The organism is Pantoea sp. 9140 (assembly GCF_000745295.1).
In the GTDB taxonomy this organism is placed as follows: Bacteria; Pseudomonadota; Gammaproteobacteria; order Enterobacterales; family Enterobacteriaceae; genus Pantoea; species Pantoea vagans.
In genome coordinates, this window is record NZ_JQNO01000001.1 from 3,687,191 (window position 1) to 3,712,528 (window position 25,338).

The 25,338-nt window shown below is 53.6% G+C and carries 21 protein-coding genes; 10 read left to right on the plus strand and 11 right to left on the minus strand.

Annotation, left to right across the window (positions count from 1 at the left end; all coding sequences use genetic code 11):
* The first annotated feature begins 100 nt into the window (after nt 1-100).
* Nucleotides 101-1,204, plus strand: a complete 1,104-nt coding sequence (trmA, locus tag FA92_RS17130) for a tRNA (uridine(54)-C5)-methyltransferase TrmA (protein ID WP_033784273.1) — start codon at nt 101-103, stop codon at nt 1,202-1,204.
* Nucleotides 1,205-1,256: 52 nt separating this feature from the next.
* On the opposite strand, the gene FA92_RS17135 is transcribed toward trmA, so the two are convergent.
* Nucleotides 1,257-1,610, minus strand: a complete 354-nt coding sequence (locus FA92_RS17135) for a YijD family membrane protein (RefSeq protein ID WP_013359448.1) — start codon at nt 1,608-1,610, stop codon at nt 1,257-1,259.
* Between the two features lie 14 nt (nt 1,611-1,624).
* Nucleotides 1,625-2,272, minus strand: coding sequence for an HTH-type transcriptional repressor FabR (gene fabR, locus FA92_RS17140; RefSeq protein WP_013359449.1), 648 nt, complete (start codon nt 2,270-2,272; stop codon nt 1,625-1,627).
* 192 nt (nt 2,273-2,464) lie between these two features.
* Here fabR and sthA point away from each other — a divergent pair, with 192 nt between their 5' ends.
* Nucleotides 2,465-3,865 carry a Si-specific NAD(P)(+) transhydrogenase gene (gene sthA / locus FA92_RS17145; RefSeq protein ID WP_013359450.1) on the plus strand — a complete coding sequence of 467 codons (1,401 nt, stop codon included), beginning with the start codon at nt 2,465-2,467 and terminating at the stop codon, nt 3,863-3,865.
* On the opposite strand, the gene oxyR is transcribed toward sthA, so the two are convergent.
* On the minus strand, nt 3,848-4,765 hold the full coding sequence (gene oxyR / locus FA92_RS17150) for a DNA-binding transcriptional regulator OxyR (RefSeq protein WP_013359451.1): 918 nt from the start codon (nt 4,763-4,765) through the stop codon (nt 3,848-3,850). The two genes, sthA and oxyR, sit on opposite strands and share 18 nt — an antisense overlap.
* Before the next feature lie 124 nt (nt 4,766-4,889).
* Between oxyR and FA92_RS17155 the strand changes: the two genes are divergently transcribed.
* The 3 genes from FA92_RS17155 to FA92_RS17165 all read left to right on the plus strand — a co-directional run bounded on the left by FA92_RS17155 (nt 4,890) and on the right by FA92_RS17165 (nt 6,866).
* Nucleotides 4,890-5,624, plus strand: coding sequence for a glutathione peroxidase (locus FA92_RS17155; protein ID WP_033734438.1), 735 nt, complete (start codon nt 4,890-4,892; stop codon nt 5,622-5,624).
* Nucleotides 5,625-6,156: 532 nt separating this feature from the next.
* Nucleotides 6,157-6,462 carry a hypothetical protein gene (locus FA92_RS17160; protein ID WP_013359453.1) on the plus strand — a complete coding sequence of 102 codons (306 nt, stop codon included), beginning with the start codon at nt 6,157-6,159 and terminating at the stop codon, nt 6,460-6,462.
* A gap of 98 nt (nt 6,463-6,560) precedes the next feature.
* Nucleotides 6,561-6,866, plus strand: coding sequence for a hypothetical protein (locus FA92_RS17165; protein ID WP_049788880.1), 306 nt, complete (start codon nt 6,561-6,563; stop codon nt 6,864-6,866).
* Nucleotides 6,867-7,040: 174 nt separating this feature from the next.
* On the opposite strand, the gene argH is transcribed toward FA92_RS17165, so the two are convergent.
* The 4 genes from argH to argC form a co-directional block, all read right to left on the minus strand.
* The gene (gene argH, locus FA92_RS17170; RefSeq protein WP_033784274.1) at nt 7,041-8,414 is read right to left on the minus strand and encodes an argininosuccinate lyase; all 1,374 of its coding nucleotides are present in this window, start codon (nt 8,412-8,414) and stop codon (nt 7,041-7,043) included.
* A 90-nt stretch (nt 8,415-8,504) separates the two neighbouring features.
* Entirely contained in the window at nt 8,505-9,722 is a 1,218-nt protein-coding gene (locus FA92_RS17175) for an argininosuccinate synthase (protein ID WP_033784275.1), read from the minus strand.
* Between the two features lie 24 nt (nt 9,723-9,746).
* Nucleotides 9,747-10,523, minus strand: coding sequence for an acetylglutamate kinase (gene argB / locus FA92_RS17180; RefSeq protein WP_033784276.1), 777 nt, complete (start codon nt 10,521-10,523; stop codon nt 9,747-9,749).
* Between the two features lie 14 nt (nt 10,524-10,537).
* Nucleotides 10,538-11,542, minus strand: a complete 1,005-nt coding sequence (gene argC, locus FA92_RS17185; RefSeq protein WP_013359457.1) for an N-acetyl-gamma-glutamyl-phosphate reductase — start codon at nt 11,540-11,542, stop codon at nt 10,538-10,540.
* A 167-nt stretch (nt 11,543-11,709) separates the two neighbouring features.
* Between argC and argE the strand changes: the two genes are divergently transcribed.
* Complete coding sequence (gene argE / locus FA92_RS17190; protein ID WP_033784277.1) at nt 11,710-12,858, plus strand: acetylornithine deacetylase; 1,149 nt, start codon at nt 11,710-11,712, stop codon at nt 12,856-12,858.
* Between the two features lie 352 nt (nt 12,859-13,210).
* Nucleotides 13,211-15,862, plus strand: coding sequence for a phosphoenolpyruvate carboxylase (gene ppc / locus FA92_RS17195; protein ID WP_013359459.1), 2,652 nt, complete (start codon nt 13,211-13,213; stop codon nt 15,860-15,862).
* A 95-nt stretch (nt 15,863-15,957) separates the two neighbouring features.
* Here the strand turns inward: ppc and metF are convergent, their stop codons facing one another.
* The 3 genes from metF to metB form a co-directional block, all read right to left on the minus strand.
* Entirely contained in the window at nt 15,958-16,857 is a 900-nt protein-coding gene (gene metF / locus FA92_RS17200) for a methylenetetrahydrofolate reductase (RefSeq protein WP_033784278.1), read from the minus strand.
* A gap of 202 nt (nt 16,858-17,059) precedes the next feature.
* Entirely contained in the window at nt 17,060-19,495 is a 2,436-nt protein-coding gene (locus FA92_RS17205) for a bifunctional aspartate kinase/homoserine dehydrogenase II (RefSeq protein WP_033784279.1), read from the minus strand.
* A 2-nt stretch (nt 19,496-19,497) separates the two neighbouring features.
* Complete coding sequence (gene metB / locus FA92_RS17210) at nt 19,498-20,658, minus strand: cystathionine gamma-synthase (RefSeq protein ID WP_033784280.1); 1,161 nt, start codon at nt 20,656-20,658, stop codon at nt 19,498-19,500.
* A gap of 273 nt (nt 20,659-20,931) precedes the next feature.
* On the opposite strand from metB, the gene metJ reads away from it, so the two are divergent.
* The 3 genes from metJ to FA92_RS17225 all read left to right on the plus strand — a co-directional run bounded on the left by metJ (nt 20,932) and on the right by FA92_RS17225 (nt 24,930).
* Nucleotides 20,932-21,249, plus strand: a complete 318-nt coding sequence (metJ, locus tag FA92_RS17215) for a met regulon transcriptional regulator MetJ (protein WP_013359463.1) — start codon at nt 20,932-20,934, stop codon at nt 21,247-21,249.
* Between the two features lie 287 nt (nt 21,250-21,536).
* Nucleotides 21,537-23,252: a ShlB/FhaC/HecB family hemolysin secretion/activation protein gene (locus tag FA92_RS17220; RefSeq protein WP_051926538.1), complete on the plus strand. Its 1,716-nt coding sequence runs from the start codon at nt 21,537-21,539 to the stop codon at nt 23,250-23,252.
* Nucleotides 23,253-23,325: 73 nt separating this feature from the next.
* Nucleotides 23,326-24,930, plus strand: coding sequence for a filamentous hemagglutinin N-terminal domain-containing protein (locus FA92_RS17225; protein WP_033784281.1), 1,605 nt, complete (start codon nt 23,326-23,328; stop codon nt 24,928-24,930).
* 74 nt (nt 24,931-25,004) lie between these two features.
* On the opposite strand, the gene rpmE is transcribed toward FA92_RS17225, so the two are convergent.
* On the minus strand, nt 25,005-25,220 hold the full coding sequence (rpmE, locus tag FA92_RS17230; protein WP_003851227.1) for a 50S ribosomal protein L31: 216 nt from the start codon (nt 25,218-25,220) through the stop codon (nt 25,005-25,007).
* Nucleotides 25,221-25,338 lie beyond the last annotated feature (118 nt).

Genomic DNA, 25,338 nt, shown 5'->3' on the forward strand with positions numbered 1-25,338 from the left:
CGGAAGTCCAGACTGCTAAATATCTTCTCGCTGCAGGACTGGACATCAGCAAGTGAATGCCTACAATCGCCCGCTGGTAAGCTATTAATCAGGATTGCTCATGACACCCGAACATCTCCCCATTGAAGAGTATGACGCACAGCTGGCGGAAAAAGTCAGTCGTTTAGAGACGATGATGACGCCGTTTGCTGCGCCCGACGTGGAGGTGTTCCGTTCGCCGGTCAGCCACTATCGGATGCGCGCTGAATTTCGCCTGTGGCACGACGGCGATGATATCTATCACATCATCTTTGATCAGCAGACTCGCGAGCGGATCCGTGTTGATCAGTTCCCGGCGGCCAGCCAGTTGATCAACCAGCTGATGCCAAAGATGATCGCCGCGATCCGTGATAACCGCACTCTGCGTCATAAACTGTTCCAGATCGATTATCTGTCGACCATGAGCAATCAGATTGTGATTTCCTTGCTCTATCACCGCAAGCTGGATGATGAGTGGCAGCAGGCAGCTGCTGCGCTGCGTGACCAGCTGCGCGCGGAAGGGCTGGATGTGCAGCTGATTGGCCGTGCGACCAAAACCAAAATCTGTCTGGATCGCGACTTTGTAGACGAATGTCTGCCCGTGGCGGGTCGTGAGATTATCTATCGTCAGGTCGAGAACAGTTTTACCCAGCCTAATGCGGCGATGAATATTCAGATGCTGGAGTGGGCGCTGGATGTGACGCAGGATTCACAGGGCGACCTGCTGGAGCTTTATTGCGGCAATGGTAACTTCTCGCTGGCGCTGGCGCGTAATTTCCGCCGCGTGCTGGCGACAGAAATCGCTAAACCCTCTGTTGCGTCGGCGCAATACAACATTGCCGTGAACCAGATTGATAACGTGCAGATCATTCGCATGGCAGCGGAAGAGTTTACGCAGGCGATGAATGGCGTACGCAGCTTTAATCGTCTGGAAGGGATTGACCTGACCAGCTACGAATGCGAGACGATTTTTGTCGATCCGCCGCGCAGCGGCCTGGATGAAGAGACGGTGAAAATGGTGCAGGCCTATCCGCGCATCCTTTACATCTCCTGCAATCCGCAAACCCTGAGCGACAATCTGCAGACGCTGTCAGAAACGCATGAGGTAACGCGGCTGGCGCTGTTTGATCAATTCCCCTATACCCACCATATGGAATGCGGCGTTCTGCTGACGCGTAAAGCGTAAACAAAAACGGGAACCCTGAGGTTCCCGTTTTCATATATTCCTGATGATATCCCTACTGATTACGCTTGCGCTTAAATCGCGTCGCAATCCAGAACACCAGCGCAACCATCAGAACGGTAGGGACAAAGTTGGAGCCAATGTCCGGGTATTCCGCCCGCACCAGCGCGCTATACACCAGAATCCCCAGCAGGAAAAACGCCGCCGCCAGACCTGGCATGCCGTCCGGCATGTTGGTGTTGAGATAACGCTGATGCAGACACCAGGCCGCCAGACCCAGCGCAATCAGCGGAAAAATCGAAAAGGGAACAAAAGCGCTGAACAGCACAGAAAACGAGCCGTTAATCGCTAAGCCGGTAATAAAAGCCAGTGCCAGAGTGCTTTTATCGCGGATACCTGGGTGGGTCATGGACGGATCCTTACTCATTGCTCTTCGGGTTTTTCCAGGGTAACCGCCAGTCGTTCCTGCTCACGGCGATACCAGTAATAAGCGCCTTTGGCGATCATACGCAGCTGCAGCACCAGCCGATCCTCAAGCTTACGTCGCTGCTCAGCATCAACATCCAGTGCTTCTGCACCGGCGCTGAAAACAATGGTCACCATCGCTTCAGCCTGCGCTTCGGTAAAACTACGCGGCATGCGATTTTCGACCTCAAGATAATCGGCCAGTTCAGCAATGAAGTGCTGAATTTCACGCGCCACGGCGGCACGAAAAGCGGCAGAGGTACCGGAACGTTCACGCAGTAACAGGCGAAAAGCGTTGGGGTTGTTGCCGATGAACTCCATAAAGGTCGCCACCGACGTTTTAATGATGCTGCCACCTTTGGCGATACGCTGGCGCGCCTGACGCATCAGCTGTCGCAGCATCAGCCCGCTTTCATCCACCATCGTCAGACCAAGCTCATCAACATCCTTAAAATGACGATAAAAAGAGGTAGGTGCTATTCCCGCTTCACGGGCAACTTCCCGCAAACTCAGACTGGTAAAACTGCGTTCGGCGCTGAGCTGACTGAAAGCTGCTTCAATCAGTGTACGTCGTGTACGTTCTTTTTGTTGCGCTCTGACGCCCATGCTCTCTGCCTTTAGCGGTATTGAGTGGGCACTATAACAAAATTTTCAGCGTACAGATTGGCAATCTTTGTCACCGCCTGTGAACCTCACTCTTTGTCAAAATGTGATGAAAATCGCTGATAGAATTCAGAAGTGCGCGACGAGATGTTAGAATCTCGTTGTAAAAATGTATAAATAATAGGACGTATCGGTATGCAAAAGTCTTACGATTACGATGCCATTGTGATTGGCTCAGGGCCCGGCGGTGAAGGGGCGGCGATGGGGCTGGTAAAACAGGGAGCGCGCATCGCCGTGATCGAACGCTACCACAACATCGGTGGCGGTTGTACGCACTGGGGCACCATCCCTTCTAAAGCCCTTCGCCACGCCGTCAGTCGCATTATTGAATTCAACCAGAACCCGCTCTACAGCGACCATACCCGACTGCTTCGCTCCTCTTTCGCCGACATTCTCAATCACACTGAAAATGTGATCAGCCAGCAGACAGCCATGCGTCAGGGCTTCTACGAGCGTAACCGCTGTGAACTTTATCAGGGTGATGCGCATTTTGTTGATGCCAATACCATTGAAATTGAGCAACCCGATGGCACGCGTGAGACGCTGACGGCAGAGAAGTTTGTTATTGCCTGCGGTTCACGACCTTATCATCCTGACGATGTCGACTTTACCCATCCCCGCGTTTATGACTCTGACTCTATCCTCAACCTGCACCATGAACCGGGCCACGTCATTATTTATGGTGCGGGTGTAATTGGCTGTGAATATGCGTCCATTTTCCGTGGCCTGAACGTCAAAGTTGACCTGATTAACACCCGCGATCGCCTGCTAGCGTTTCTCGATCAGGAGATGTCTGACTCCCTCTCTTATCACTTCTGGAACAGCGGCGTAGTCATTCGTCACAACGAGGAGTTTGAGAAGATCGAAGGCGTGGAAGATGGCGTGATCATGCATCTGAAGTCCGGCAAGAAAGTGAAAGCAGACTGCCTGCTTTACGCCAACGGCCGTACCGGTAACACCGATTCACTGTCGCTGGAAAATGTCGGTCTGGAAGCGGATGGTCGTGGCCTGCTGAAAGTGAACAGCATGTATCAGACGGCTCAGCCGCACATCTATGCCGTGGGTGACGTGATTGGCTATCCAAGCCTGGCCTCTGCCGCCTACGATCAGGGCCGTATTGCCGCGCAGGCAATTATCAAAGGAGAAGCATCCGCGCACCTGATTGAAGATATCCCGACCGGCATCTACACCATTCCGGAAATCAGCTCTGTAGGTAAAACCGAGCAGCAGTTGACGGCGATGAAGGTGCCTTACGAAGTGGGTCGCGCGCAGTTCAAACATCTGGCGCGTGCGCAGATCGTCGGCATGAACGTGGGCAGCCTGAAGATTCTGTTCCATCGCGAAACGAAAGAGATTCTGGGGATCCACTGTTTTGGTGAGCGTGCCGCCGAGATTATTCACATCGGTCAGGCGATCATGGAGCAGAAAAATGGTGGCAACACGATTGAGTACTTCGTGAATACCACCTTTAACTATCCGACCATGGCTGAAGCTTATCGCGTTGCCGCGTTAAACGGCTTAAACCGCCTGTTTTAACGTAGCGTCGAAATAGTGGGCCATGTGGGTTTTAATCGCCTCTGCCAGCTGTTCATAACGGCTGCGCAGAGGTGACCCCGGACGATAGACCAGCGCAATCGTACGCTGTGGCACCGGTTTGTAGCAGGGAAGATAGCAGACGCCATCGCGGACGCGTTCCGGCGGGACTGCCAGCGCTGGTAACAGCGTAATTCCGCTGCCAGCCGCCACCATATTACGCAGCGTCTCAAGACTGGTCGCGCGGAAGTGGGTATCTTCATCCGCACCCGCCTCAAAGCAGAAACCCATCGCCTGGTCACGCAGACAGTGCCCGTCTTCCAGCATCAGCAACTTTTCGCCAGCCAGATCGGACATCGGTACGCGATCGCGATCGCACCACGGATGATCGGCATAGACGGCCAGCTTCATCGGCTCATCAAACAGCGGCACTTCGATAAAGGCCTGACTCTCTTTGACCAGCGCGATAATCGCGCAGTCCAGCTTGCCGCTGTCGAGCTGAGACAGCAGCTGCTGCGTCTGCGCTTCGTGCAGGTACATCTCCAGTTTCGGGAATGTCTGGTGCAGCGTCGGGATAATCTGTGGCAATAAGTAAGGCGCAGTGGTCGGGATGAGGCCGATATGCAGCGGACCTGACATCGCTTCCCCTTGCTGACTGGCCATCTCTTTCAGCACTTTCACTTCACGCAGCACCGTTCGCGCCTGATCTACCAGCAGCAGACCTGCCTGTGTGAACAGCACTTTACGGCTGGTGCGCTCCAGCAGCATCACACCCAGCTCATCTTCCAGCTTACGGATCTGCCCGCTTAATGTTGGCTGACTGACATGACACGCATCCGCGGCACGGCGGAAATGACGGTGTTCAGCAAGCGAAACCAGATATTCAAGATCACGAATATTCATTGTTACCCTCCAAACCACGATAGCCCGTGGCGATAGATAGAATAGCAATGAACGATTGGCCCTATCAAGGGTGGTTAGGAATAATGCGCGCATCAAATGGAACACGGCAGGTCAGGAGCAAAAAATGTTTGCAAGTCAGGAAGGTAAAGCGATTCCATCAGTCACTTTTCACACGCGTCAGGGCGATCGCTGGGTAGATGTCACCACAGAAGCGTTGTTTAAAGACAAAACGGTAATCGTTTTTTCACTGCCGGGTGCATTTACACCGACCTGCTCCTCCAGCCATCTGCCGCGTTATAACGAATTAGCGGGTCTGTTTGCCCAACAGGGCGTGGACAGCATTCTGTGCGTCTCGGTGAATGACACCTTTGTGATGAACGCCTGGAAAGCCGAACAGCGCGCAGACAACATTACTTTTATTCCTGATGGCAACGGCGAGTTCACGCGTGGCATGGAGATGCTGGTTGAGAAAGCCGATCTCGGTTTTGGTCCGCGGTCATGGCGCTACTCGATGCTGGTGCGTAACGGCGTGGTAGAGAAAATGTTTGTCGAGCCGAACAAACCTGGCGACCCGTTTGAGGTCTCCGATGCTGACACCATGCTGCGCTATCTGGCGCCGGAGTGTAAAGCCCAGGAGTCGGTCTCCATCTTTACTAAACCTGGCTGCACCTTCTGCACTCAGGCAAAACAGATGCTGATGGATCATGGTATCCAGTACGAAGAGATTGTGCTGGGGCAGGATGCGACAACCGTGAGTCTGCGTGCCGTTTCAGGCCGGGCGACGGTGCCGCAGATCTTCATGGGTGGTCGTCATATTGGCGGCAGTGAGGAGCTGCAACACTACCTGCTGTCAGCATAAAGAATCTGAGCGTCGGCCGGGAGAGCAGGCGCTTTGATGATGTGCCTATAAAAAAAGTAGTAATTCTGAAGCTAGAGGTTGGCGGGCATTTAATGTGCCCGCTTTTTTTACCTGCTTAGCAGCTGACATGCACTTTTTCAGATCCCGCAATTATCACACGGGAAATAGTCAGATTAACTGGATGCTCCATAATAATGCCAGATAATAGGTAAGAACCCGCAACTTACTCGTACCCAAATCTCTGGGAAATTCCCTTTAGAAAAAACCTCACCCACGAAATAATATAAATAAAGTTGACTCACTAAAATTACCACACTGCAACTCATGTAAAAATACGCACAGTGAATATAATTTTCACTTATTCAGACTAAAAACCACCAAAATAAAGATAAAATACCGCCAGTGCGTAAAATGGAAATTATGCTATATACCACCATCCATCATTCGGTTATTTTTGACTTCGTCGGACAACTTTATATGTTCAGACATAAACCCTATTCTATTTAGAAATAACTTTTTGAGGGATATAATTATGCGTACTTTGTCTTATGAAGAAACAAATGCAGTGAGTGGTGCTGACCTGCAAGGTGCAGTTATCGGCATGGTAGATGGCGCAGCAACAGGTATGGCAATTGGGGGTAAATGGGGTGGTGCAGGTGGCTTCATCGTTGGTGGTATATCACAGCTTTTTGGTCTGATTATTCCAACCATCATGGGTGGTGTCGCAGGCTTAGTTATCGGCGCTGCCACCGATACCGCTTCAGTGCAAAGCCTGCTTGCAGATTATCGTTCCACTTTCGGTCCAGGTAACGTTGATCACGGCGGCACGATCGGCTAATCCGCGCGCCTGTTAACTCTTCAGGGCGAAGCCGGGTCTGATTAATTTATTTCTTCGCCCTTTTTTGTTTCCTATTGAAAAATAAAAAGGTATCGTGCATGAGAGCATTATCGATCAATGAATTTCAATATGTCAGTGGTGCGTCCGTTATTAATACTGAAACCTGGGCTTATATGGATCAGGTGCTGAGTAATACCTTAGATGGGGCATCTACTGGCATGGCGATTGGTGGAAAATGGGGTGGCGCAGGTGGCATCATATTTGGCGCTATATCTCAACTGGTTGGTCTTATTGTCCCCGCAATAATGGGCGGCATATTGGGCATGGTATCCAGCATTACGATAGGTTACGAGGCGACAGGGCTGTTACTGAATGATTATCGGGAAAAGTTTGGCACGGATTAATTTTTTTTCAAAAAAATAAAGACTACCGGTAATAGCAACTGATGTTGGTTTTCGCCCAAAATTTTAGTGCGGTTGAATAATCAGCGCACACAGCTGTTAATAATTTCGCAAAAGTCATGCCTTTTACCTGACATTAAAATAACGGGCAAAGCATTAACTCTGCCCGCTTCTCAATCACGCCAGACGTTGCTTTGCGTCACCAATGGCACGCGCAACCTGCTGCGGCGAAACACCGCCCTGCGCATTACGCTTATCCAGACAGGATTGCAGCGCCAGGATCGGATAAACATCCTCGCCAATTACCGTACTGAATTGCTGCAACTGCGCAAGCGACAGCGCTTCCAGCGCCACGCCCTGCCCGATGGCAGCCACCACCACTTCTCCGACGATATGGTGTGCTTCACGGAACGGCACGCCTTTAGCGACCAGATAGTCAGCCAGTTCGGTGGAGTTTGCGTAACCCTGTTCAGCGGCTTCCTGGCAGCGCGGACGTTTAACCTGCAGGCCATCCAGCACCAGTTCGGACATATGCAGACAGTCGAGCCAGGTGTCGAGCGCGTCAAACAGCCCCTCTTTGTCTTCCTGCATATCTTTGTTGTAGGCCAGCGGCAGACCTTTCAGCGTCATCATCATGCCGGTCAGTGCGCCCTGCACCCGACCACACTTGCCGCGAATCAGCTCCAGCGCATCCGGGTTTTTCTTCTGCGGCATCAGCGAGGAGCCAGAGGTGACTTTATCTGACAGCTCAATAAAGCCCGCTTCGCCGGTATTGAAGAAGATCATATCTTCAGCAAAGCGCGACAGATGCACCATGCCAATGGCCGCATCAGAGAGCAGCTCCAGCACGTGATCGCGATCTGATACGGTATCCAGACTGTTACGTGTGGCAGAAGCAAAGCCCAGCCAGCCAGCCAGCTGCTGGCGATCGATCTCGTAAGCGGTACCAGCCAGAGCGCCACAGCCCAGCGGGCTGACATCAAGCCGCTTCAGGGTATCCTGCAGTCGGCTCTCGTCACGCGCCAGCATTTCAACGTAGGCCAGACACCAGTGCGCAAACGTCACCGGCTGCGCGCGTTGCAGGTGGGTGTAGCCCGGCATCACCGCATCCTGATTCGCTTCTGCCGTCACCACAAGCGCCTGCTGCAGTTCGCGGGTCGCACCCAGTAACGCCTCAATCTGCACCTTGCACCACAGTTTCAGATCGGTCGCGACCTGATCGTTACGGCTACGACCGGTGTGCAGTTTTTTGCCCAGCGCACCGACTTTGTCGATCAGCTTGCCTTCAACCCAGCTGTGGATATCTTCGGCGTCGCTCTGCAGGATCTGCTCAGGATTCTCACGCACGTCATCCAGTAACGCATTCAGCGCGGCTTCCAGCTGCTGCTGCTCATCCTGAGTCAGAACGTTGACCGTCACCAGCGCTTTGGACCAGGCAACAGAGCCAATAATGTCCTGCTCTGCCAGGCGGTAATCGAAGCGCAGCGAGTCATTGAACTGTTTAAAACGCTGATCCGCTGCCTGAGTAAACCGTCCACCCCAAAGTGCCATGTGAAAACTCCTCTGAATCGTTAAACAAGAGGCGGCATAAATGCCGCCTCTGAATTAAAACGGTGAGGCGAGGCGCACCCCGCCTGAAAATTACTTCTTCTGCTCGTTCAGGGCGCGAATGCGTGAAGAGAGCGAGAACAGACGGATAAAGCCGCCCGCGTGACGGTGATCGTAGACTTCATCTTCACCAAAGGTAGCGAACTCTTCTGAGTAAAGGCTGTTCGCGGAACGCTTCTGGGTGGCTGTCGCCTGACCTTTGTAAAGCTGCAGCATCACTTCACCGTTAACCTCTTCCGCCAGCGATTCGGCAGCAGCCTGAATCGACTTACGCAGCGGGGCGAACCAGCGGCCGTCATAAACCACGTAAGACATCTCGTGGCCCAGCTGCTCACGCCATTTGAAGCTATCGCGATCCAGTACCAGCTGTTCAACCGCACGCAGTGCATTCACCATGATGGTGCCGCCCGGGGTTTCGTAGCAGCCACGGGATTTAATGCCCACCAGACGGTTTTCAACGATATCGATACGGCCAACGCCATGTTTTGCGCCCAGCACGTTGAGTTTTTCCAGACACTGGAACGGACTCAGTTTTTCACCGTTAACCGCCACAACCCGACCTTTCTCAACGGTCACGGTCACCTCTTCAGGCTGGTCAGGGGCTTCCAGCGGATCGACAGTCCAGACCCAGCAATCTTTATTCGGTGCATTGGCCGGGCTTTCCAGCACGCCGCCTTCGGTGGAGATGTGCCAGGCATTTTCGTCACGACTGTAGATTTTTTCCAGCGACGCAGTGGTCGGAATGTTGCGCTCTTTCAGGTAGTCCAGCAGTGCTTCACGTGAACGCAGGTTCCATTCACGCCACGGTGCCACCACTTTCAGCTGCGGTGCCAGCGCGGTGTAGGTAGTTTCGAAACGCACCTGGTCATTCCCTTTACCGGTTGCGCCATGACACAGCGCATCCGCGCCCACTTTCAGCGCCAGCTCAACCTGGGCTTTAGCGATGATAGGACGCGCCATTGAGGTGCCCAGCAGATAGGTGCCTTCATACAGCGCACCGGTCTGCAGCACCGGATAAACGTAGTCGCTGATGAACTCTTCACGCAGGTCAACCACGTGACATTCAGATGCGCCAGACTGCAGCGCTTTCTTCTCCACACCTTCCAGATCGCCACGCTCCTGACCGATGTCTGCCACGAAAGCGACCACTTCACAGCCGCCGTAGTTCTCTTTCAGCCATGGAATGATGGCTGACGTATCAAGACCACCGGAGTAAGCCAGAACGATTTTTTTGATGTTTTGCGTTTGCATTTCGTAATCCTTGAATCAGAGTCGTTAAGCGAGAATCCGGGTGCCAATCGACACGCCGTTAAACAGGTCAGGCAGCCGCTCAGCGTGACGCCAGCTGGCAATATCCACCGGGCGGCCCAGCGTACGTGCCGCATCCAGCGCAGCGTGTACTTTCACAATCATGCCGTCGGTAATAATGCCCTGGGTAATCAGCTGCTCGGCTTTATCGGCGGTCATCTCTCCGATGCGCTGACCTTTGCCGTCGAGAATACCACTAACGTCTGACAACAGAACCAGATCAGCGCCCAGCGTCGAGGCCAGTGCGGTCGCTGCCTGATCCGCGTTGACGTTCATCAGGTCGCCGCTGTCAGTAATACCAATTGAGCTGACTACTGGCATATAACCGGCCGCCAGCAGGGTGTTCAGCAGCGCCGGATCGCCCGGCGTTGCGTGGCCAACATGGCCGAGTTCTTCATCAAACGGGGCGACATTGACGATGCCTGCATCGCCCAGGCAAAGGCCTACCGCGTTAATGCCCGATTTTTTTGCCCAGGCCAGCAGCGTTTTATTCGCGGTTCCCGCCAGCGCACCCGTGATGATGTCGATCTGATCGGCCGGGGTGACGCGCAGGCCATTTTTCTTCATCACCGGCAGCGCCAGCTTTTTCATCAGTTCATCAACCAGGCAGCCGCCGCCGTGGACGATGATCAGCGGACGCTGATGAGCGCTACGATAGTTAAGCAATGCTTCAAACAAGCGCGACAGCGCTTCTTCGCTGTCTAACAGCACACCGCCCAGCTTAATAATCAATGGATTGGTCATGGTTTAGTTATCCGTTAAATCAGTGACTGCGTTTCAGGGAAGCCGAACCGGATGTTCAGGCACTGTACTGCCTGCGATGCCGCCCCTTTCAGCAGATTATCTTCGGCTGCTACAACAATCAGATGCTCGTCCTGCACTTCAAAACCGATATCGCAGTAAGGCAGGCCGACAACGGCTTTCAGCGCCGGTACGCCCTTATCGTAGAGGCGTACCAGCGGCTTGTCGTCATAGGCACGATGGAAGACGGCAGCGATATCTTCGCGGCTGACACCCGCTTTCAGACGGCAGGTGATGGTGGCCAGGATACCGCGCGGGAAGCTCCCCAGGTGCGGAGTGAAGATTACTGGCGTACCGAGGTGCGCGACAATTTCCGGGTGGTGACGATGATTGAACAGCCCGTAAGGCTGCAGGCTCACTTCGCAGAAGCTGGTGCCGACATTGGCTTTACGTCCGGCACCGCTCACGCCGCTGGTGGCGTTGATAACCGGCCACTGCGCATCGTTTAACAGTCCTGCATCCACCAGAGGTTTCAGAGCCAGCTGAGCAGCGGTCGGGTAGCAACCGGGTACCGCCACCAGCTGCGCCTGCTGAATTTTCTCATGCTGATATTCCGCCAGGCCATAAACGGCTTTATCGAGCCAGTCGCCATGCTGATGCGTGAAACCGTAGAAACGGGTGTAAAAATCAGCGTCGTTCACGCGGAACGCACCCGACAGGTCGAATACCACACAGCCAGCCTTGAGAAATTCCGGGGCCAGATCGTGGCTGACTTCGTGGGCCGTCGCCAGGAACACGACATCCACTTTGTCTGCCCACTCCGCCGCGCTGCTCAGCGGCTGCAGCGGTAAATCCACCACGCCTTTCAGCTGCGGATGGAGATCGGACAGGCGCTTGCCGGCATCAGGGCTTTGCGCCGAAACCGCCAAAGCGGTTATGTTGATATGTGGATGGCGATTCAGGAAGGTGGCAAGCTCAACACCAGCGTAACCACTGGCACCAACGATCAGCGTATTCAACATCAGGCTGTAACCCTTTTTACAGTCGCACGTTCCGGGTCGCGGCCTTGCCCCGTTACCCACCCTGTCATCTGCAGTGATTTAAGGTTCCCTTGCAGAGGACGTTAATGTATTTTTATTCACTATTACTGCATGAATATGGATACATCCTAACCCAAGGACCGCCAACAGTGAAGACAAAATTACCGCCTTTTATTGAACTGTACAGCCAGTTAGTCGCCACACCGTCGATCAGTGCAACCGATGCCGCGCTGGATCAGAGTAATGAAACTTTAATCAATTTGCTGGCCGGCTGGTTCCGCGACCTTGGCTTTAGCGTTGAAGTGCAGCCGGTGCCCGGCACCCGCAATAAATTTAACATGCTGGCACGAACCGGCAGCGGAGCGGGCGGCCTGCTGTTAGCGGGTCATACGGATACCGTTCCCTTTGATGATGGCCGCTGGACGCGCGATCCCTTTACCCTGACCGAGCACGACAACAAGCTCTATGGTCTGGGCACGGCAGACATGAAAGGCTTCTTCGCCTTTATTCTCGATACGCTGCGCGATGTGGATGTCAGTACGCTGAGTAAGCCGCTCTATATCCTCGCCACGGCCGATGAAGAAACCACCATGGCGGGTGCCAAATATTTCTCGGAATCAACGCAACTGCGTCCCGACTGCGCCATCATCGGTGAACCGACCTCGCTGAAACCAGTGCGTGCACATAAAGGCCATCTGTCGAATGTGATTCGTATTGAAGGAAAATCGGGCCATTCCAGCGATCCGGCGCGTGGCGTCAACGCCATTGAACTCATGCATGAGTCGATCACTCACCTGATGCAACTGCGCAACACGCTGCAGGAGCGTTATCACCATGACGGCTTTGCCATCCCCTATCCCACCATGAATTTCGGTCATATTCATGGCGGCGACGCTGCTAACCGTATCTGCGCCTGCTGTGAACTGCATATGGATATCCGACCGCTGCCGGGCCTGTCGCTGAGCGATCTGGATGGATTACTGAACGAGGCGCTGGCACCAGTGAGCGCCCGCTGGCCAGGCCGTGTCACGGTGGCCGAACTGCATCCGCCGATTCCGGGCTATGAGTGTCCGGCTAATCATGAGCTGGTGAGCGTGGTAGAGAAATTGCTGGGTACGCCAACGGAGATAGTGAACTACTGCACCGAAGCGCCGTTTATTCAGCAGCTCTGCCCGACGCTGGTCCTGGGTCCAGGTTCGATTAATCAGGCACATCAGCCAGATGAATTTATCGATACGGCATTTATTAAGCCGACGCGGGCACTTATCAGTCAGGTTGTGCAGCATTTTTGTCACTGATTGACAGTAAATGGGGCATTTCACTGTATTAACAGCAAAATGCCCCCTCATTCTGCGGGATTTAACAATAAGAATAACTTATCCCGCTTCCTTCCCGATAAATTCTGTGAATTTCCGTTAGTTAGCGCCATCTTCAGCGCACTTTAACGCATTTGACGAACGCAACATTACGTGGCTAGATAAAAGACGATGTTATGCCCACCGGGTGATTATCCAGAACGTTTCAGAATGCGGACAGGCGGCAACGGAGGCGGTTCCCTGTAGATTATCGGGAACACGATGTTGCTGATTTTTTGCTGCCTGAAAGGTCGGGTATAGAAGTTTTTAAAGACGATAAGGGTGTCAGGGTCCAATGAACGAACAATATTCCGCAATGCGAAGTAATGTCAGTATGCTCGGCAAACTGCTCGGGGATACGATTAAGGATGCACTGGGAGAGAACATCCTCGACCAGGTGGAAACCATCCGTAAGCTCTCCAAGTCATCCCGTGCAGGCAATGATACGCATCGTAAAGAGCTGCTCAATACGCTGCAGAACCTCTCCAACGAGGAGCTTCTGCCGGTTGCACGCGCATTCAGCCAGTTTCTGAACCTCACTAACGTAGCGGAGCAGTATCAGACCATCTCGCAGAGCGGCGAAGGTGAAAACCATCCTGAACTGCTGAAAAAGACCTTTGATACCCTGAAGCAGCAGAAAGATATCAGCGAAACCGACATTCTGGCGGCCATTGAGTCGCTGTCGCTGGAGCTGGTGCTGACTGCGCACCCGACCGAAATCACCCGTCGTACGCTGATTCACAAGCTGGTTGAAGTGAACAGCTGTCTGAAACAGCTCGACCACAGCGACGTCTCCGATTACGAGCGTAACCAGATTATGCGCCGTCTGCGTCAGTTGGTGGCACAGGCGTGGCACACCGATGAGATCCGCAAATATCGTCCGACCCCCGTCGACGAAGCCAAATGGGGCTTCGCCGTCGTGGAAAACAGCCTGTGGGAAGGCGTTCCCGCCTTCCTGCGTGAGCTGAATGAACAGGTCGAAGAGGCCTTTGGCATTAAGCTGCCGGTCGATTTCGTGCCGGTTCAGTTCACCTCATGGATGGGTGGCGACCGCGACGGTAACCCGAACGTCACAGCCTCCATTACCCGCCATGTGATGCAGCTAAGCCGCTGGAAAGCCACAGACCTGTTCCTGCGTGATATCGGCGTATTGATTTCCGAGCTGTCGATGTCCGAGTGCAGCGAAGAGATCCGCGAGCTCAGCGGCGATCCGGAAGCGCTGGAACCTTACCGCGTGATCCTGAAACGCCTGCGCAGCCAGTTAATGTCTACCCAGTCATTCCTGGAACGCCGCCTGAAAGGTGAGCGTCTGCCGCGTCCGGCCGATTTGCTGGTCTCCAACGATCAGCTGTGGGACCCGTTGTATGCCATCTATCAGTCACTGCAACAGTGCGGCATGGGCATTATTGCCAACGGTCAGTTGCTCGATACGCTGCGCCGCGTGAAATGCTTCGGCGTGCCGCTGGTGCGTATCGATCTGCGTCAGGAAAGTACCCGCCATACAGAGGCGATTGCTGAAGTCACCCGTTACCTGGGCCTTGGCGATTATGAAAGCTGGTCCGAAGCAGACAAACAGGCCTTCCTGATCCGTGAACTGAACTCCAAACGCCCGTTGCTGCCACGCAGCTGGGAACCCAGCGATGAGACGCGTGAAGTGCTGGAGACCTGTCGCGTTGCGGCTGAAGCGCCACAAGGCTCTATCGCCGCTTATGTTATTTCGATGGCGAAAACCCCTTCCGACGTGCTGGCCGTGCATCTGCTGCTGAAAGAAGCGGGTATCGGCTATGCAATGCCGGTTGCACCGCTGTTTGAAACACTGGATGACCTGAACAACGCAAACGACGTGATGAGCCAGTTACTGAGCATCGACTGGTATCGCGGCTTTATTCAGGGCAAACAGATGGTGATGATTGGCTATTCTGACTCGGCGAAAGATGCCGGTGTGATGGCCGCCAGCTGGGCGCAGTATCAGGCACAGGATGCGCTGATTAAAACCTGCGAAAAAGCCGGGATTTCCCTGACGCTGTTCCACGGACGCGGCGGCAGCATTGGCCGTGGCGGCGCGCCCGCGCATGCCGCACTGCTGTCACAACCGCCAGGCAGCCTGCGCGGCGGTCTGCGTGTGACCGAACAGGGCGAGATGATCCGCTTTAAATATGGCTTACCAGCCGTGACGATCGCCAGCCTGTCGCTCTACACCGGCGCGATTCTGGAAGCGAACCTGATGCCACCACCAGAGCCAGAACGCGAATGGCGCGACATTATGGATCAGCTCTCTGCTGACTCCTGCGCAATGTATCGCGGGTATGTGCGTGAAAATGCGGACTTCGTCCCCTACTTCCGTTCGGCGACGCCGGAGCAGGAACTGGGCAAATTACCGCTCGGCTCACGTCCGGCCAAACGCCGTCCTACCGGTGGCGTGGAGTCGCTTCGTGCGATTCCGTGGATTTTCGCCTGGACGCAGAACCGTCTGATGCTGCCTGCCTGGCTGGGTGCCGGTGCTGCTCTGCAGCAGGCGATGGCGGCCGGTCATCAGGATCAACTGGAAGCGATGTGCCGCGACTGGCCGTTCTTCTCTACCCGCCTGGGCATGCTGGAGATGGTGTTCTCGAAAGCGGACCTGTGGCTGGCGGAATATTACGATCAGCGTCTGGTCGACAAATCACTCTGGCCGTTAGGCAAACAGCTGCGCGACCAGCTTGATGCCGATATCAAAGCGGTACTGACCATTGCCAACGACTCGCATCTGATGGCTGATCAGCCGTGGATTGCTGAGTCGATTGCGCTGCGTAACGTCTATACCGATCCGCTCAACGTACTCCAGGCGGAACTGCTGCATCGTTCCCGTGCGCAGGAAGCACGGGGTGAAGAACCGGATGCCCGCGTTGAGCAGGCTCTGATGGTGACGATTGCGGGTGTGGCGGCAGGCATGCGCAATACCGGTTAATTCCGGTCAGGCGCGGATCACACCCCGCGCCGCCAGAGAGCAGCAATAAAAAAGTCGGGAAATTCCCGACTTTTTTACTGGCTCAGGCAGAACGGTTAAGCCGCCGCCGCAACCGGGCGAACCCCTAACGTGTGGCAGATGGCGTAACTCATTTCGGCACGGTTCAGCGTGTAAAAATGGAAATCTTTCACCCCTTCGCGTGACAGGATTTTCACCATATCCATCGCGATATTCGCTCCCACCATTTTGCGCGTTTCCGGATCGTCATCCAGACCGGCAAACATCGCGCTCATCCAGCCGGGCACGCGCACATTGGTCAGCGTGGCAAAGCGTTGCAGCTGCTTAAAGTTAGAGACCGGCAGGATGCCCGGCACAATTTCCACATCAATGCCGGTTGAGACACACCGGTCGCGGAAACGCAGATAGCTTTCGACGTCGAAGAAAAACTGGGTAATGGCCCGGTTTGCGCCTGCATCAATTTTTCGTTTGAGATTAATCAGGTCGGCCTGGGCGCTTTTCGCTTCGGGATGGACTTCCGGATAGGCAGCAACAGAAATATCAAAATCACCGACCTCTTTCAGCAGCGAAACCAGATCGCTACCGTACATCTCTGGCTTGCCGCTGCCAGGTGGCAGATCGCCACGCAGTGCCACAATATGACGGATACCGTTGTTCCAGTAATCCTGAGCGATGGTGCGCAGTTCATCGCGCGTCGCATCAACACAGGTCAGATGGGGTGCTGCTTCCAGGCCGGTGCGATCTTTAATGCCTTTGATAATGCTGTGGGTGCGATCGCGTTCACCTGAGTTCGCACCGTAAGTGACAGAAACGAATTTCGGTTTCAGACTGCTCAGGCGGTCAATTGAGGTCCACAGAGTCTCTTCCATTTCGCTGGTGCCCGGCGGAAAGAACTCAAACGACACATTAATTTGCCCGTTCAGTTCAGCCAGGCTCTGGTTTAGCGCTTCGCGCTGATTGGCATGAAAGAAACTCATCCTGCACCCTCACTGATTAATAATCGGCCCGCAAACATCTACACGTTTAGACGTCCAGATGTTCAAAATGACGCAATCTCAGTGTGCCGTCAACGTAAAAATGCTCAACAGATGTGATCAATTTTCAATCAATATGAAGGGATTTCAACAGGGAGGAGGCAACACTTTGAAAACAGGCGCCGAAGCGCCTGATGAGGAAGGATTACAGCAGCTGTGCGAGGCGATTAATATCTGACTGAATAGCGCCGGCGGTGACATCCCGGCCAGCGCCCGGCCCGCGGATCACCAGCGGATTATCGCGATACCAGCGGCTCTCAATGGCAAAGACGTTGTCGCACGGCAGCAGCGCGGCCAGCGGATGCTCAGGTCGCACCGCTTCAACACCTACACGCGCCTTGCCGTTAGCATCAAAACGGGCAACGTAGCGCAGCACCAGGTCCATCTCCCGCGCGGCTTCCAGCCGCTGTAGCATCTGCTCGTTCAGCTCTTCGCCATTTTCAAAGAAGTGATCAATCGATCCCTCAAGACAGTTATTCGGTACCAGCGATTCAACGCGCACCTGATCCGGCTCGATGTTATAGCCCGCCTCACGCGCCAGGATCACCAGCTTGCGCATCACATCCTGACCCGAGAGATCGGCGCGCGGGTCAGGCTCGGTTAAGCCCTGCTGCCACGCCTGGTCTACCAGCTCGGTAAACGGCACCGTGCCATCAAACTGCAGGAACAGCCACGACAGCGTACCGGAGAAGATCCCGCTAATTGCCAGAATGGTATCGCCGCTGTCGCGCAGATCGCGCACCGTATAGTTAATCGGCAGACCAGCACCAACAGTGGCGTTATAGAGCCAGTGACGCCCGGTTTTGGTAAAGGCATCGCGAATCTGCCGCCAGCTCTGACTGTCAGACGCACCCGCAACCTTGTTGGCGCTGATCACATGAAAACCGTGGCTGGCAAAATCAAGATATTGCTGCGCCAGCGGTGTACTGGCCGTGACATCCAGCACCACCAAATCATCGAACGGATGAGCACGCATCCACAGGAACAGCGACTCTTCATCGCGCTCCACCGCTTCATCATCAAAGAAGGCGAGCGCACGACTGGCATCCAGCCCGTCATAGCTCAGCAGGCTGCGGCGGCTGTCCGCGACGCCCGCCAGGACAAATTCAAAGCCGGTGCGCGCTGACAGCGTTTCCTGATCGCGGGCAAACAGTTCAAGCCAGCGTGAACCGATATTGCCTTTGCCAAACAGCATCAGACCGATGCGCTTTTCTGCGCGGAACAGCGACTGATGCAGTCCCTGAATCAGGTGCTGGGTCGGCCCGACGCGCAGTACCGCCACCACGCTAATGTGATCTTCGGACTGCCAGATGAATTCAACCGGCTGATCTTTTAGCTGCTGCCAGAAACGATGGGTATGCAGTGGATTGCGGGTAACGCCTGCGCCAACCAGCGCCACCAGCGCCAGGCCGTCGCGCAGCTGCAGATGGCCCGGTAAACCGGCGTCCTGTAGCAGTGTGAAGGCGCTGTTAACCACTTCAGAGGTATAGCAGAGCTGCAGCAGCTGACGGTCAGGATGGACGCCAAACGCCAGCGGACGCAGCTGCGCGCGCTTCAGCAGCAGGTCAATCTCTTTGTGCAGGATGGCGAAGTCATGCTGCTCTGGCAGCTGAATCTCAATCAGGCAAACATCATCGTGGCTGGTGACGATGCGCGCCCCGGTTCCGGAGGCCAGCACACGTTCAATACGGGTTGAGCCCTGCTCCGGCTGATAACTGCAGCGCAGTTGCAGGTCAATATCGCTGCCAGAAACCGGCTGCAGCGTACGGGTGTGCAGCACCGGAGCAGCCAGACGCGCCAGCTCACTGGCTTCATCCAGCCTTAACAGCGGCAGCAGACAGGCATCAGAGACTTTGCGGGGATCGGCGCTGTAAACGCCCGCGACATCGCTCCAGATGGTCACGCGTCCGACACCCGCCAGCGCGCCAATCTGCGTGGCGGAATAGTCGGAGCCGTTGCGGCCAAGCAGGACGGTTTCACCGGCATCGTTGCGGCTGATAAAGCCGGTCACCACGATGCGCTTTTGCGGATGCTGCGCCAGCAAAGTCTGCAGCAGGGGCCAGGATTTCCCCTCATCCACCTGCGGCTGAGCAGCACGTTCAGCACGCAGAAACTCACGCGCATCCAGCCAGCAGGCCTGCAGGTCACGCTGGCTCAGTACCGCTGACATCAGGCGTGCCGACCATATTTCACCGTGCCCGACCACTTCGGCATAGACCGCATCGGTGATCGGCGCATCCAGCAGTACGGCCAGCTTTTCCAGATCGCGGATAAATGTGGTGATTAAGGGTTCGGCGATCTCAGCAGGCAGCAGCGCACCGATTAGTTCACTCTGGTAGCGCCGTAAAGCCTGTTGCACCTGATGCGCAGAGAGCCGATCGTTCTGGCTCAGCTTCAGCCAGCTAATCAGCTGGTTGGTGGTTGAGCCTGCCGCGGAGACCACCATCAGATCGCCCGGCTGGCTGTAGTCCGCCATAATGCTGGCAACGCGCTGATAGCAACGCGCATCGGCCAGGCTGCTGCCGCCAAACTTATGCAACTGCCTGATGTTCGGCGTTCCCGCGCCTGCTGAAATCGTCATGCTTAACCCTCGGCTGCGATCCGGAATGCATTATCCAGATCGGCAATTAAATCTTCGTAATCTTCAATACCAACAGAAACCCGTAGCAGCGTATCGGAAATGCCTGCTGCCGCGCGTGCTTCTGCCGACATCCCCGCGTGCGTCATGGTGGCGGTATGGGAGATCAGACTCTCTACGCCGCCCAGCGATTCCGCCAGCGTAAATAGCCGCAACGCTTTCAGGAAGCGACGCAGCAGCGCCTCATCACCGTCGACCTCGAAACTCAGCATGGCACCAAAGCCGCGCTGCTGACGTACCGCATGTTCGTGTCCGGCGTTTTCCGGCAGCGAAGGATGATACAACTTTTTCACCCGCTTCTGCTGCTTCAGATAGTCCACAATCGCGAGTGCGTTGCGTTGTGCGGCTGCAATGCGCGGCGCAAGTGTACGAATGCCGCGCAGCAGCAGATAACTGTCAAAGGCTGCGCCGGTCACGCCAATGTTATTTGCCCACCAGGCCAGGTCAGTCGCCAGTTGTGGATCTTTGGCAATGACTGCGCCCGCCACCACATCGGAGTGACCATTGAGGTATTTGGTACAGGAGTGGATGACCAGGTCCGCACCCAGCGCCAGAGGATTCTGCAGCGCCGGACTCATAAAGGTGTTGTCTACCACGCTGACGGCACCCGCAGCGCGCGCGGCGGCGCAAATCGCGCTGATATCCACGACGCGCAGCAGCGGATTGCTGGGGCTTTCAATCAGCACCAGTTTCGGTTTTTCATCCAGTGCTGCCTGGAGCGCCACCGGATCGCCCTGATCGACAAATTTCACCCGATACGCGCCGCGTTTGCTCAGGCTGTCAAACAGCCGATAACTGCCGCCATAACAGTCGTGTGGCGCAACCAGCAGATCGCCAGGCTTCAGGAACACCGTCGTGACCAGGTGAATTGCCGACATGCCGGTATTGGTTAATACCGCACCTGCTCCGCCTTCCAGCTCCGCCAGCGTACGCTGTACGACATCACGAGTGGGGTTACCACGACGGGAATAGTCATGTGCACGAGGCTCATTGAAATCAAGAAAGTTATAGGTTGTAGAGAGGTGGATGGGCGGGACAACGCAGCCATATTGCTCGTCATCATTCAAACCGCTGCGCACTGCGATGGTTGCCGGTTTACGCGTCATGAGCGAATTGTTCCTGAAGAGTTAAGAAAATGTAGTCCACAGAATATCACCCTCTAATTAGACGTCAATACATCTGGACATCTAAATGTCTTTGCGTATAGATTGAGCAAAAACGCAATAACCGCTAAAATTATGCGTCATCGCCTGGCGTTCCCCTCTGTGATGAAGAGGCTGTGAGCGAAGAAAACCCGCCATATCAGGGGTCAGGCAGGAAAAAATCAGGCATAATCCGCTGATTTCCTCACATTTAACGTTTATTAATTAAGGTAACCCATGGCTGAATGGAACGGCGAATATATCAGCCCGTACGCTGAGCACGGTAAGAAGAGCGAGCAGGTCAAGAAGATTACAGTTTCTATCCCATTGAGCGTGCTGAAGATTTTAACGGATGAGCGTACCCGTCGTCAGGTGAACAACCTGCGTCACGCCACCAACAGCGAGCTGCTTTGCGAAGCCTTTTTACATGCCTTTACGGGCCAACCGCTGCCGGATGACGTCGACCTGCGCAAAGAGCGTAATGATGAGATTCCGGAAGAAGCAAAAGCAATCATGCGCCAGATGGGTGTCGACCCGGATACCTGGGAGTATTGATCCCCGGGGTCCGGTTTCACTGAATCCCGCTTCAGAGGAGCAGGCTCCGCTCAGGGAGCCGCTTTCTGATGCGATATGAGCGGCTTTTGCTGCTTTCCGCAATCTGATTGACCCTTCTGAATATTGCCCGTCAGACTTATCATAAAAAACCAGCCTGTTCTCATATTATTCCGTTATTTCTGTTGCAATAAGAATGCCTTTTTATTTCGATAATAGAATAATTACTATTGTTCACTATTATCCGCATCCGTAAAATTTTGTCTGAGCGACTATTTCACGGAAAGAAAATGAGTATTAAATATAAAATAACGTCATCTGCATCTGCTTTTATTATTATCCTGGTCGCCTCAGCAGTTCGCTCTTGTTTTGATCAGGCGAAAGCTGCACCCGCTCTCACAGAGCCAAATGGGAATATCAATGCACTGCAACAGGATCGTGTACGCAAAGAGCAACTGATGCTTGAACCGCAGCGGGCAGCGTCTGAACAACAGCGCTTCCGGCCAGAAGATATTCCCTTTCCGCATGAAGAAAACTGCTATCTCATTGATAAGGTCTCTTTAAAGCAGGATAGCAAAAAACTTCACCTCGAAAAATTAAGGTATTTTACTTCTCAGGCAGAAGGAAAATGTCTGGGTATCGCGGGTATAAGATTGCTGTCAAAAACCCTGCAGAATGAAATCATCCGGACAGGATATATCACCACTCGCGTTAATTTACCGGAGCAAAACCTGTCAGGTGGCGAATTAAAATTTGATATTAATGCCGGTAAAGTGGGAAAAATCGTTCTTAATAAATCCGGAGAAGACTATATCAATTTAACCAGCACATTACCGTTCAAAACGGGTGATGTGCTTGAACTCAGCGACCTTGAACAGGGTAGCCTTAATCTTCAGCGCGTACCGGGATCGCAGGTTAACGTCAATCTGGTGCCTGGCAGTGGCAAAGGTGAAAGTGACATCTATATCCAGCGCAGGCAGGATAAATACTGGCAGGTGGGTGCATGGCTTAATGATGCTGGCTCAGTTGCAACAGGCCGTTACCAGGGTGGTGCAGCGCTCTATCTGAATAATATCACCTCACTGAGTGACACCCTTTACGTCTCTTATGGCCACGATATTGCCCCGAAGCACACGATAAAAGGTAACAGTAATAAATCGATAGGTTATTCAATCCCCTGGGGTTACTGGTGGCTCGATCTCTACGCCAGTCACAGTGACTACCGGCAATTTATGACCGGAAACTGGGCAAAATGGACGCTGAATAATAAGAACCGTTATTACAATGCGCAACTCAATCGACTGATTTCACGCACCGTGCATCAGACCAGTACGGTTGGCCTGCAAATATTCGATGCGGAATCGCGTTACTCCCTGGATGATTTTGACCTTGTCAGCATGCATAAAAGAAGTGCGGGCTGGAAAGCGGTGCTGCAACATCAAATCAATGTTGATAATGCAGGTCTCGCAACCACACTAAGTTACCAAAGAAAGATGCCCTGGTTTAACAGCAGCAAAACTGTTGAGCAGGAGTATGGACTCATTGATAAGCAAGGCCGGATTGTTACTTTAGATCTTGAGGGTTCCGTCAACTTTCGTGTCTATGAAAACTGGCTAAACTACTCTCCTCATTTCAGCCTGCAATATTCGCCCGATAGCCTCTCGTCACTCAACCGCTTTTCGCTGGCAAACCGCTGGACGGTGCGCGGTTTCGATGGTGAATATTCTCTTCAGGACAATAAGGGATGGTACTGGCGCAACGATCTTAGCTGGATAATTCCCGGCAAACCGATTCAGCCCTATATCGGTGTTGATGCAGGCCAGGTCTATGGCAATTACAACCAGCAGTATTATACCGGAAAAACCGTCACAGGCAGCGTTGTCGGCCTGCGTGGAAAAGTTCTGCAAACACGCTTTGATCTTTTTGCCGGTACCCCGCTAAAAAAACCACAAGCCTTTCACACTGATCCACTTACGCTGGGTTTTTCATTGCAATGGAAATATTAAAAAAGATGGAGATTTTTTAATAAAAAACAGCTTTAAAAAATAAACACACCCATACAAAAAAAGGATAGAGATAATGAAGAAGCATAAGTTTAACCTGGTATTCCTGGCTACCGTGGCCACATTGTGTGGACAGCCTGCGCTGGCTGCACTCAATACTTACACCCATGCAAATGGATCGACCGTCGTTAATATTAACCAGGCTGATGCAAATGGTCTTTCACACAATATGTATCAGAACTTTAACGTCACCAGTGATGGAATGGTCCTGAATAATAGCACCACAGATTTAGTGCGTGACAAGGGTGATCTTGCGCGAAACAGCAATCTGGATAAGTCAGCCAGCCTTATCCTGAATGAAGTTATCTCAAAAAGCTCGTCTTCACTGAACGGGTATATTGAAGTCGCCGGTCAAAAAGCGGATGTCATTATCGCTAACCCGAATGGTATTACCTGCTCTGGCTGTAGCTTCATTAACACCGGACGCGCCACGCTGACCACCGGAACGCCCACCTTTACCGATGGTGCATTGACTGGTTTCAATGTGGCGAAAGGCACAATTACTGTTAATGATGATGGTCTGAAAGGAGCCGATTACACCGACCTGCTGGCGCAGAAAATTAATATCCAGGGAGAGATCGATACCACCCAATTGAAAGCGATTGCCGGTATCTATGATTACAATATCACTTCCGGTTCGGCGACAGCGAGTGGAACGGCCAAAGCCTACGGCAACACCATTGATGTCAGCGCGCTGGGGGGGGCAACTGCGGGAATTATTCAGCTGCAGACTACTGATGCCGGTGCGGGTGTCAATCACAGCGGCGTACTGAATGCGACTAATCTCTACATTACAGCTAATGGCACATTAACCAACAGCGGCACGATTGAAACCGGACTGCTGAGCGCTACCGCAGGTGGCAGCATAACGAACAGAGGAACGCTGTCTGCCAGCCAGGCTGTTTTGCAGACAACGGATGCGTTCACCAATAACGGCACCATTAAAACGACGGATTACGCCACCATCGTCAGCCTGGGAAAAATTTCTAACAACAATAATGCGCAGATTGATGCTGCTGGTGCTGTAAATATTATTTCTCTGGCCGGTAATATTGAGAACAGAGGAACCATCACGACGCCAAAAACGTTGGCCATGCAGACCGGTTATAATACGGTTGACGGTGTCGTCACGGCTGTCGCCAACACCAGCCTGCTCAATTCAGGGGCGATTCAGGCAGGTAACCTGAGTATGAATGCCGTTAAAGAGGTCAGCCTCCTGTCTGGCGGAGACGTGACTTCACAGGGTACAGCCTATGTTTCTGCGACAAAGGTCTCTAACGCAGCGACCCTGACCGCTCAGAATGCCTCTGTCGTGGCGAATGAGGTCAGCAATCAGGGCGTCATGCAGACAACCGGACTGTTAAACGTGTCGGGTAAAAACGGCATCTCTAATAGCGGTACCATGAGGGCGGGAACGCTGACACTGGCGACAGACGAGAAAATCAGTAACGCATCCTGTTTACTCTGGGTGCTGTGCAGTAAAGGCACAATGTCAGCCGATAAAATCACGATTACCGCACCGAAGATCGCCGCGATTAGTGATTTAAATGGTACTTATACGACGCAGGTACTTGAACTGAATAAGCCTGCGGCGACCCCGGCAACGGACACCAGCCTGTAACAGCCATAAAAAAACCCAGCCGAAGCTGGGTTTTTTCTTGCCGCCGAACCCGCAGGTTCAGGTGCCTTTTAATCTTATTTTTTAGCGCCTGGCACGCTGAAACGCTTGTTAAAGCGGTCAACACGGCCACCAGTTGCCACTTCACGCTGCTTACCGGTATAGAACGGGTGGCATTTGCCACAAACGTCCAGGTTCAGCTCGTGAGTCAGTGTTGAACGGGTGTGGATCTCGTTGCCGCAGGTACATTTGATTGTAACTGCTTCGTATTTCGGGTGAATACCTTGTTTCATGGGAAACCTCATAGAAGGCCGTGTCGCTCTCCGTGCCAGGCGTTAACCTGCACAGCACCACACGCGGTTGAACATTATAGGGTGTACTCCGGCCAGATATTTCTCACCGAAGGCGGCA

Coding starts and splice junctions, on each gene's coding strand:
- metJ (WP_013359463.1), top strand. CDS start 20,932: ATGGCTGAATGGAACGGCGAATATATCAGCCCGTACGCTGAGCACGGT.
- metB (WP_033784280.1), bottom strand. CDS start 20,658: ATGACGCGTAAACCGGCAACCATCGCAGTGCGCAGCGGTTTGAATGAT.
- FA92_RS17155 (WP_033734438.1), top strand. CDS start 4,890: ATGTTTGCAAGTCAGGAAGGTAAAGCGATTCCATCAGTCACTTTTCAC.
- FA92_RS17175 (WP_033784275.1), bottom strand. CDS start 9,722: ATGCAAACGCAAAACATCAAAAAAATCGTTCTGGCTTACTCCGGTGGT.
- oxyR (WP_013359451.1), bottom strand. CDS start 4,765: ATGAATATTCGTGATCTTGAATATCTGGTTTCGCTTGCTGAACACCGT.
- FA92_RS17220 (WP_051926538.1), top strand. CDS start 21,537: ATGAGTATTAAATATAAAATAACGTCATCTGCATCTGCTTTTATTATT.
- FA92_RS17165 (WP_049788880.1), top strand. CDS start 6,561: ATGAGAGCATTATCGATCAATGAATTTCAATATGTCAGTGGTGCGTCC.
- argC (WP_013359457.1), bottom strand. CDS start 11,542: ATGTTGAATACGCTGATCGTTGGTGCCAGTGGTTACGCTGGTGTTGAG.
- sthA (WP_013359450.1), top strand. CDS start 2,465: ATGCAAAAGTCTTACGATTACGATGCCATTGTGATTGGCTCAGGGCCC.
- argH (WP_033784274.1), bottom strand. CDS start 8,414: ATGGCACTTTGGGGTGGACGGTTTACTCAGGCAGCGGATCAGCGTTTT.
- argB (WP_033784276.1), bottom strand. CDS start 10,523: ATGACCAATCCATTGATTATTAAGCTGGGCGGTGTGCTGTTAGACAGC.
- FA92_RS17225 (WP_033784281.1), top strand. CDS start 23,326: ATGAAGAAGCATAAGTTTAACCTGGTATTCCTGGCTACCGTGGCCACA.
- FA92_RS17135 (WP_013359448.1), bottom strand. CDS start 1,610: ATGACCCACCCAGGTATCCGCGATAAAAGCACTCTGGCACTGGCTTTT.
- metF (WP_033784278.1), bottom strand. CDS start 16,857: ATGAGTTTCTTTCATGCCAATCAGCGCGAAGCGCTAAACCAGAGCCTG.
- fabR (WP_013359449.1), bottom strand. CDS start 2,272: ATGGGCGTCAGAGCGCAACAAAAAGAACGTACACGACGTACACTGATT.
- trmA (WP_033784273.1), top strand. CDS start 101: ATGACACCCGAACATCTCCCCATTGAAGAGTATGACGCACAGCTGGCG.
- ppc (WP_013359459.1), top strand. CDS start 13,211: ATGAACGAACAATATTCCGCAATGCGAAGTAATGTCAGTATGCTCGGC.
- rpmE (WP_003851227.1), bottom strand. CDS start 25,220: ATGAAACAAGGTATTCACCCGAAATACGAAGCAGTTACAATCAAATGT.
- FA92_RS17160 (WP_013359453.1), top strand. CDS start 6,157: ATGCGTACTTTGTCTTATGAAGAAACAAATGCAGTGAGTGGTGCTGAC.
- FA92_RS17205 (WP_033784279.1), bottom strand. CDS start 19,495: ATGACGATTTCAGCAGGCGCGGGAACGCCGAACATCAGGCAGTTGCAT.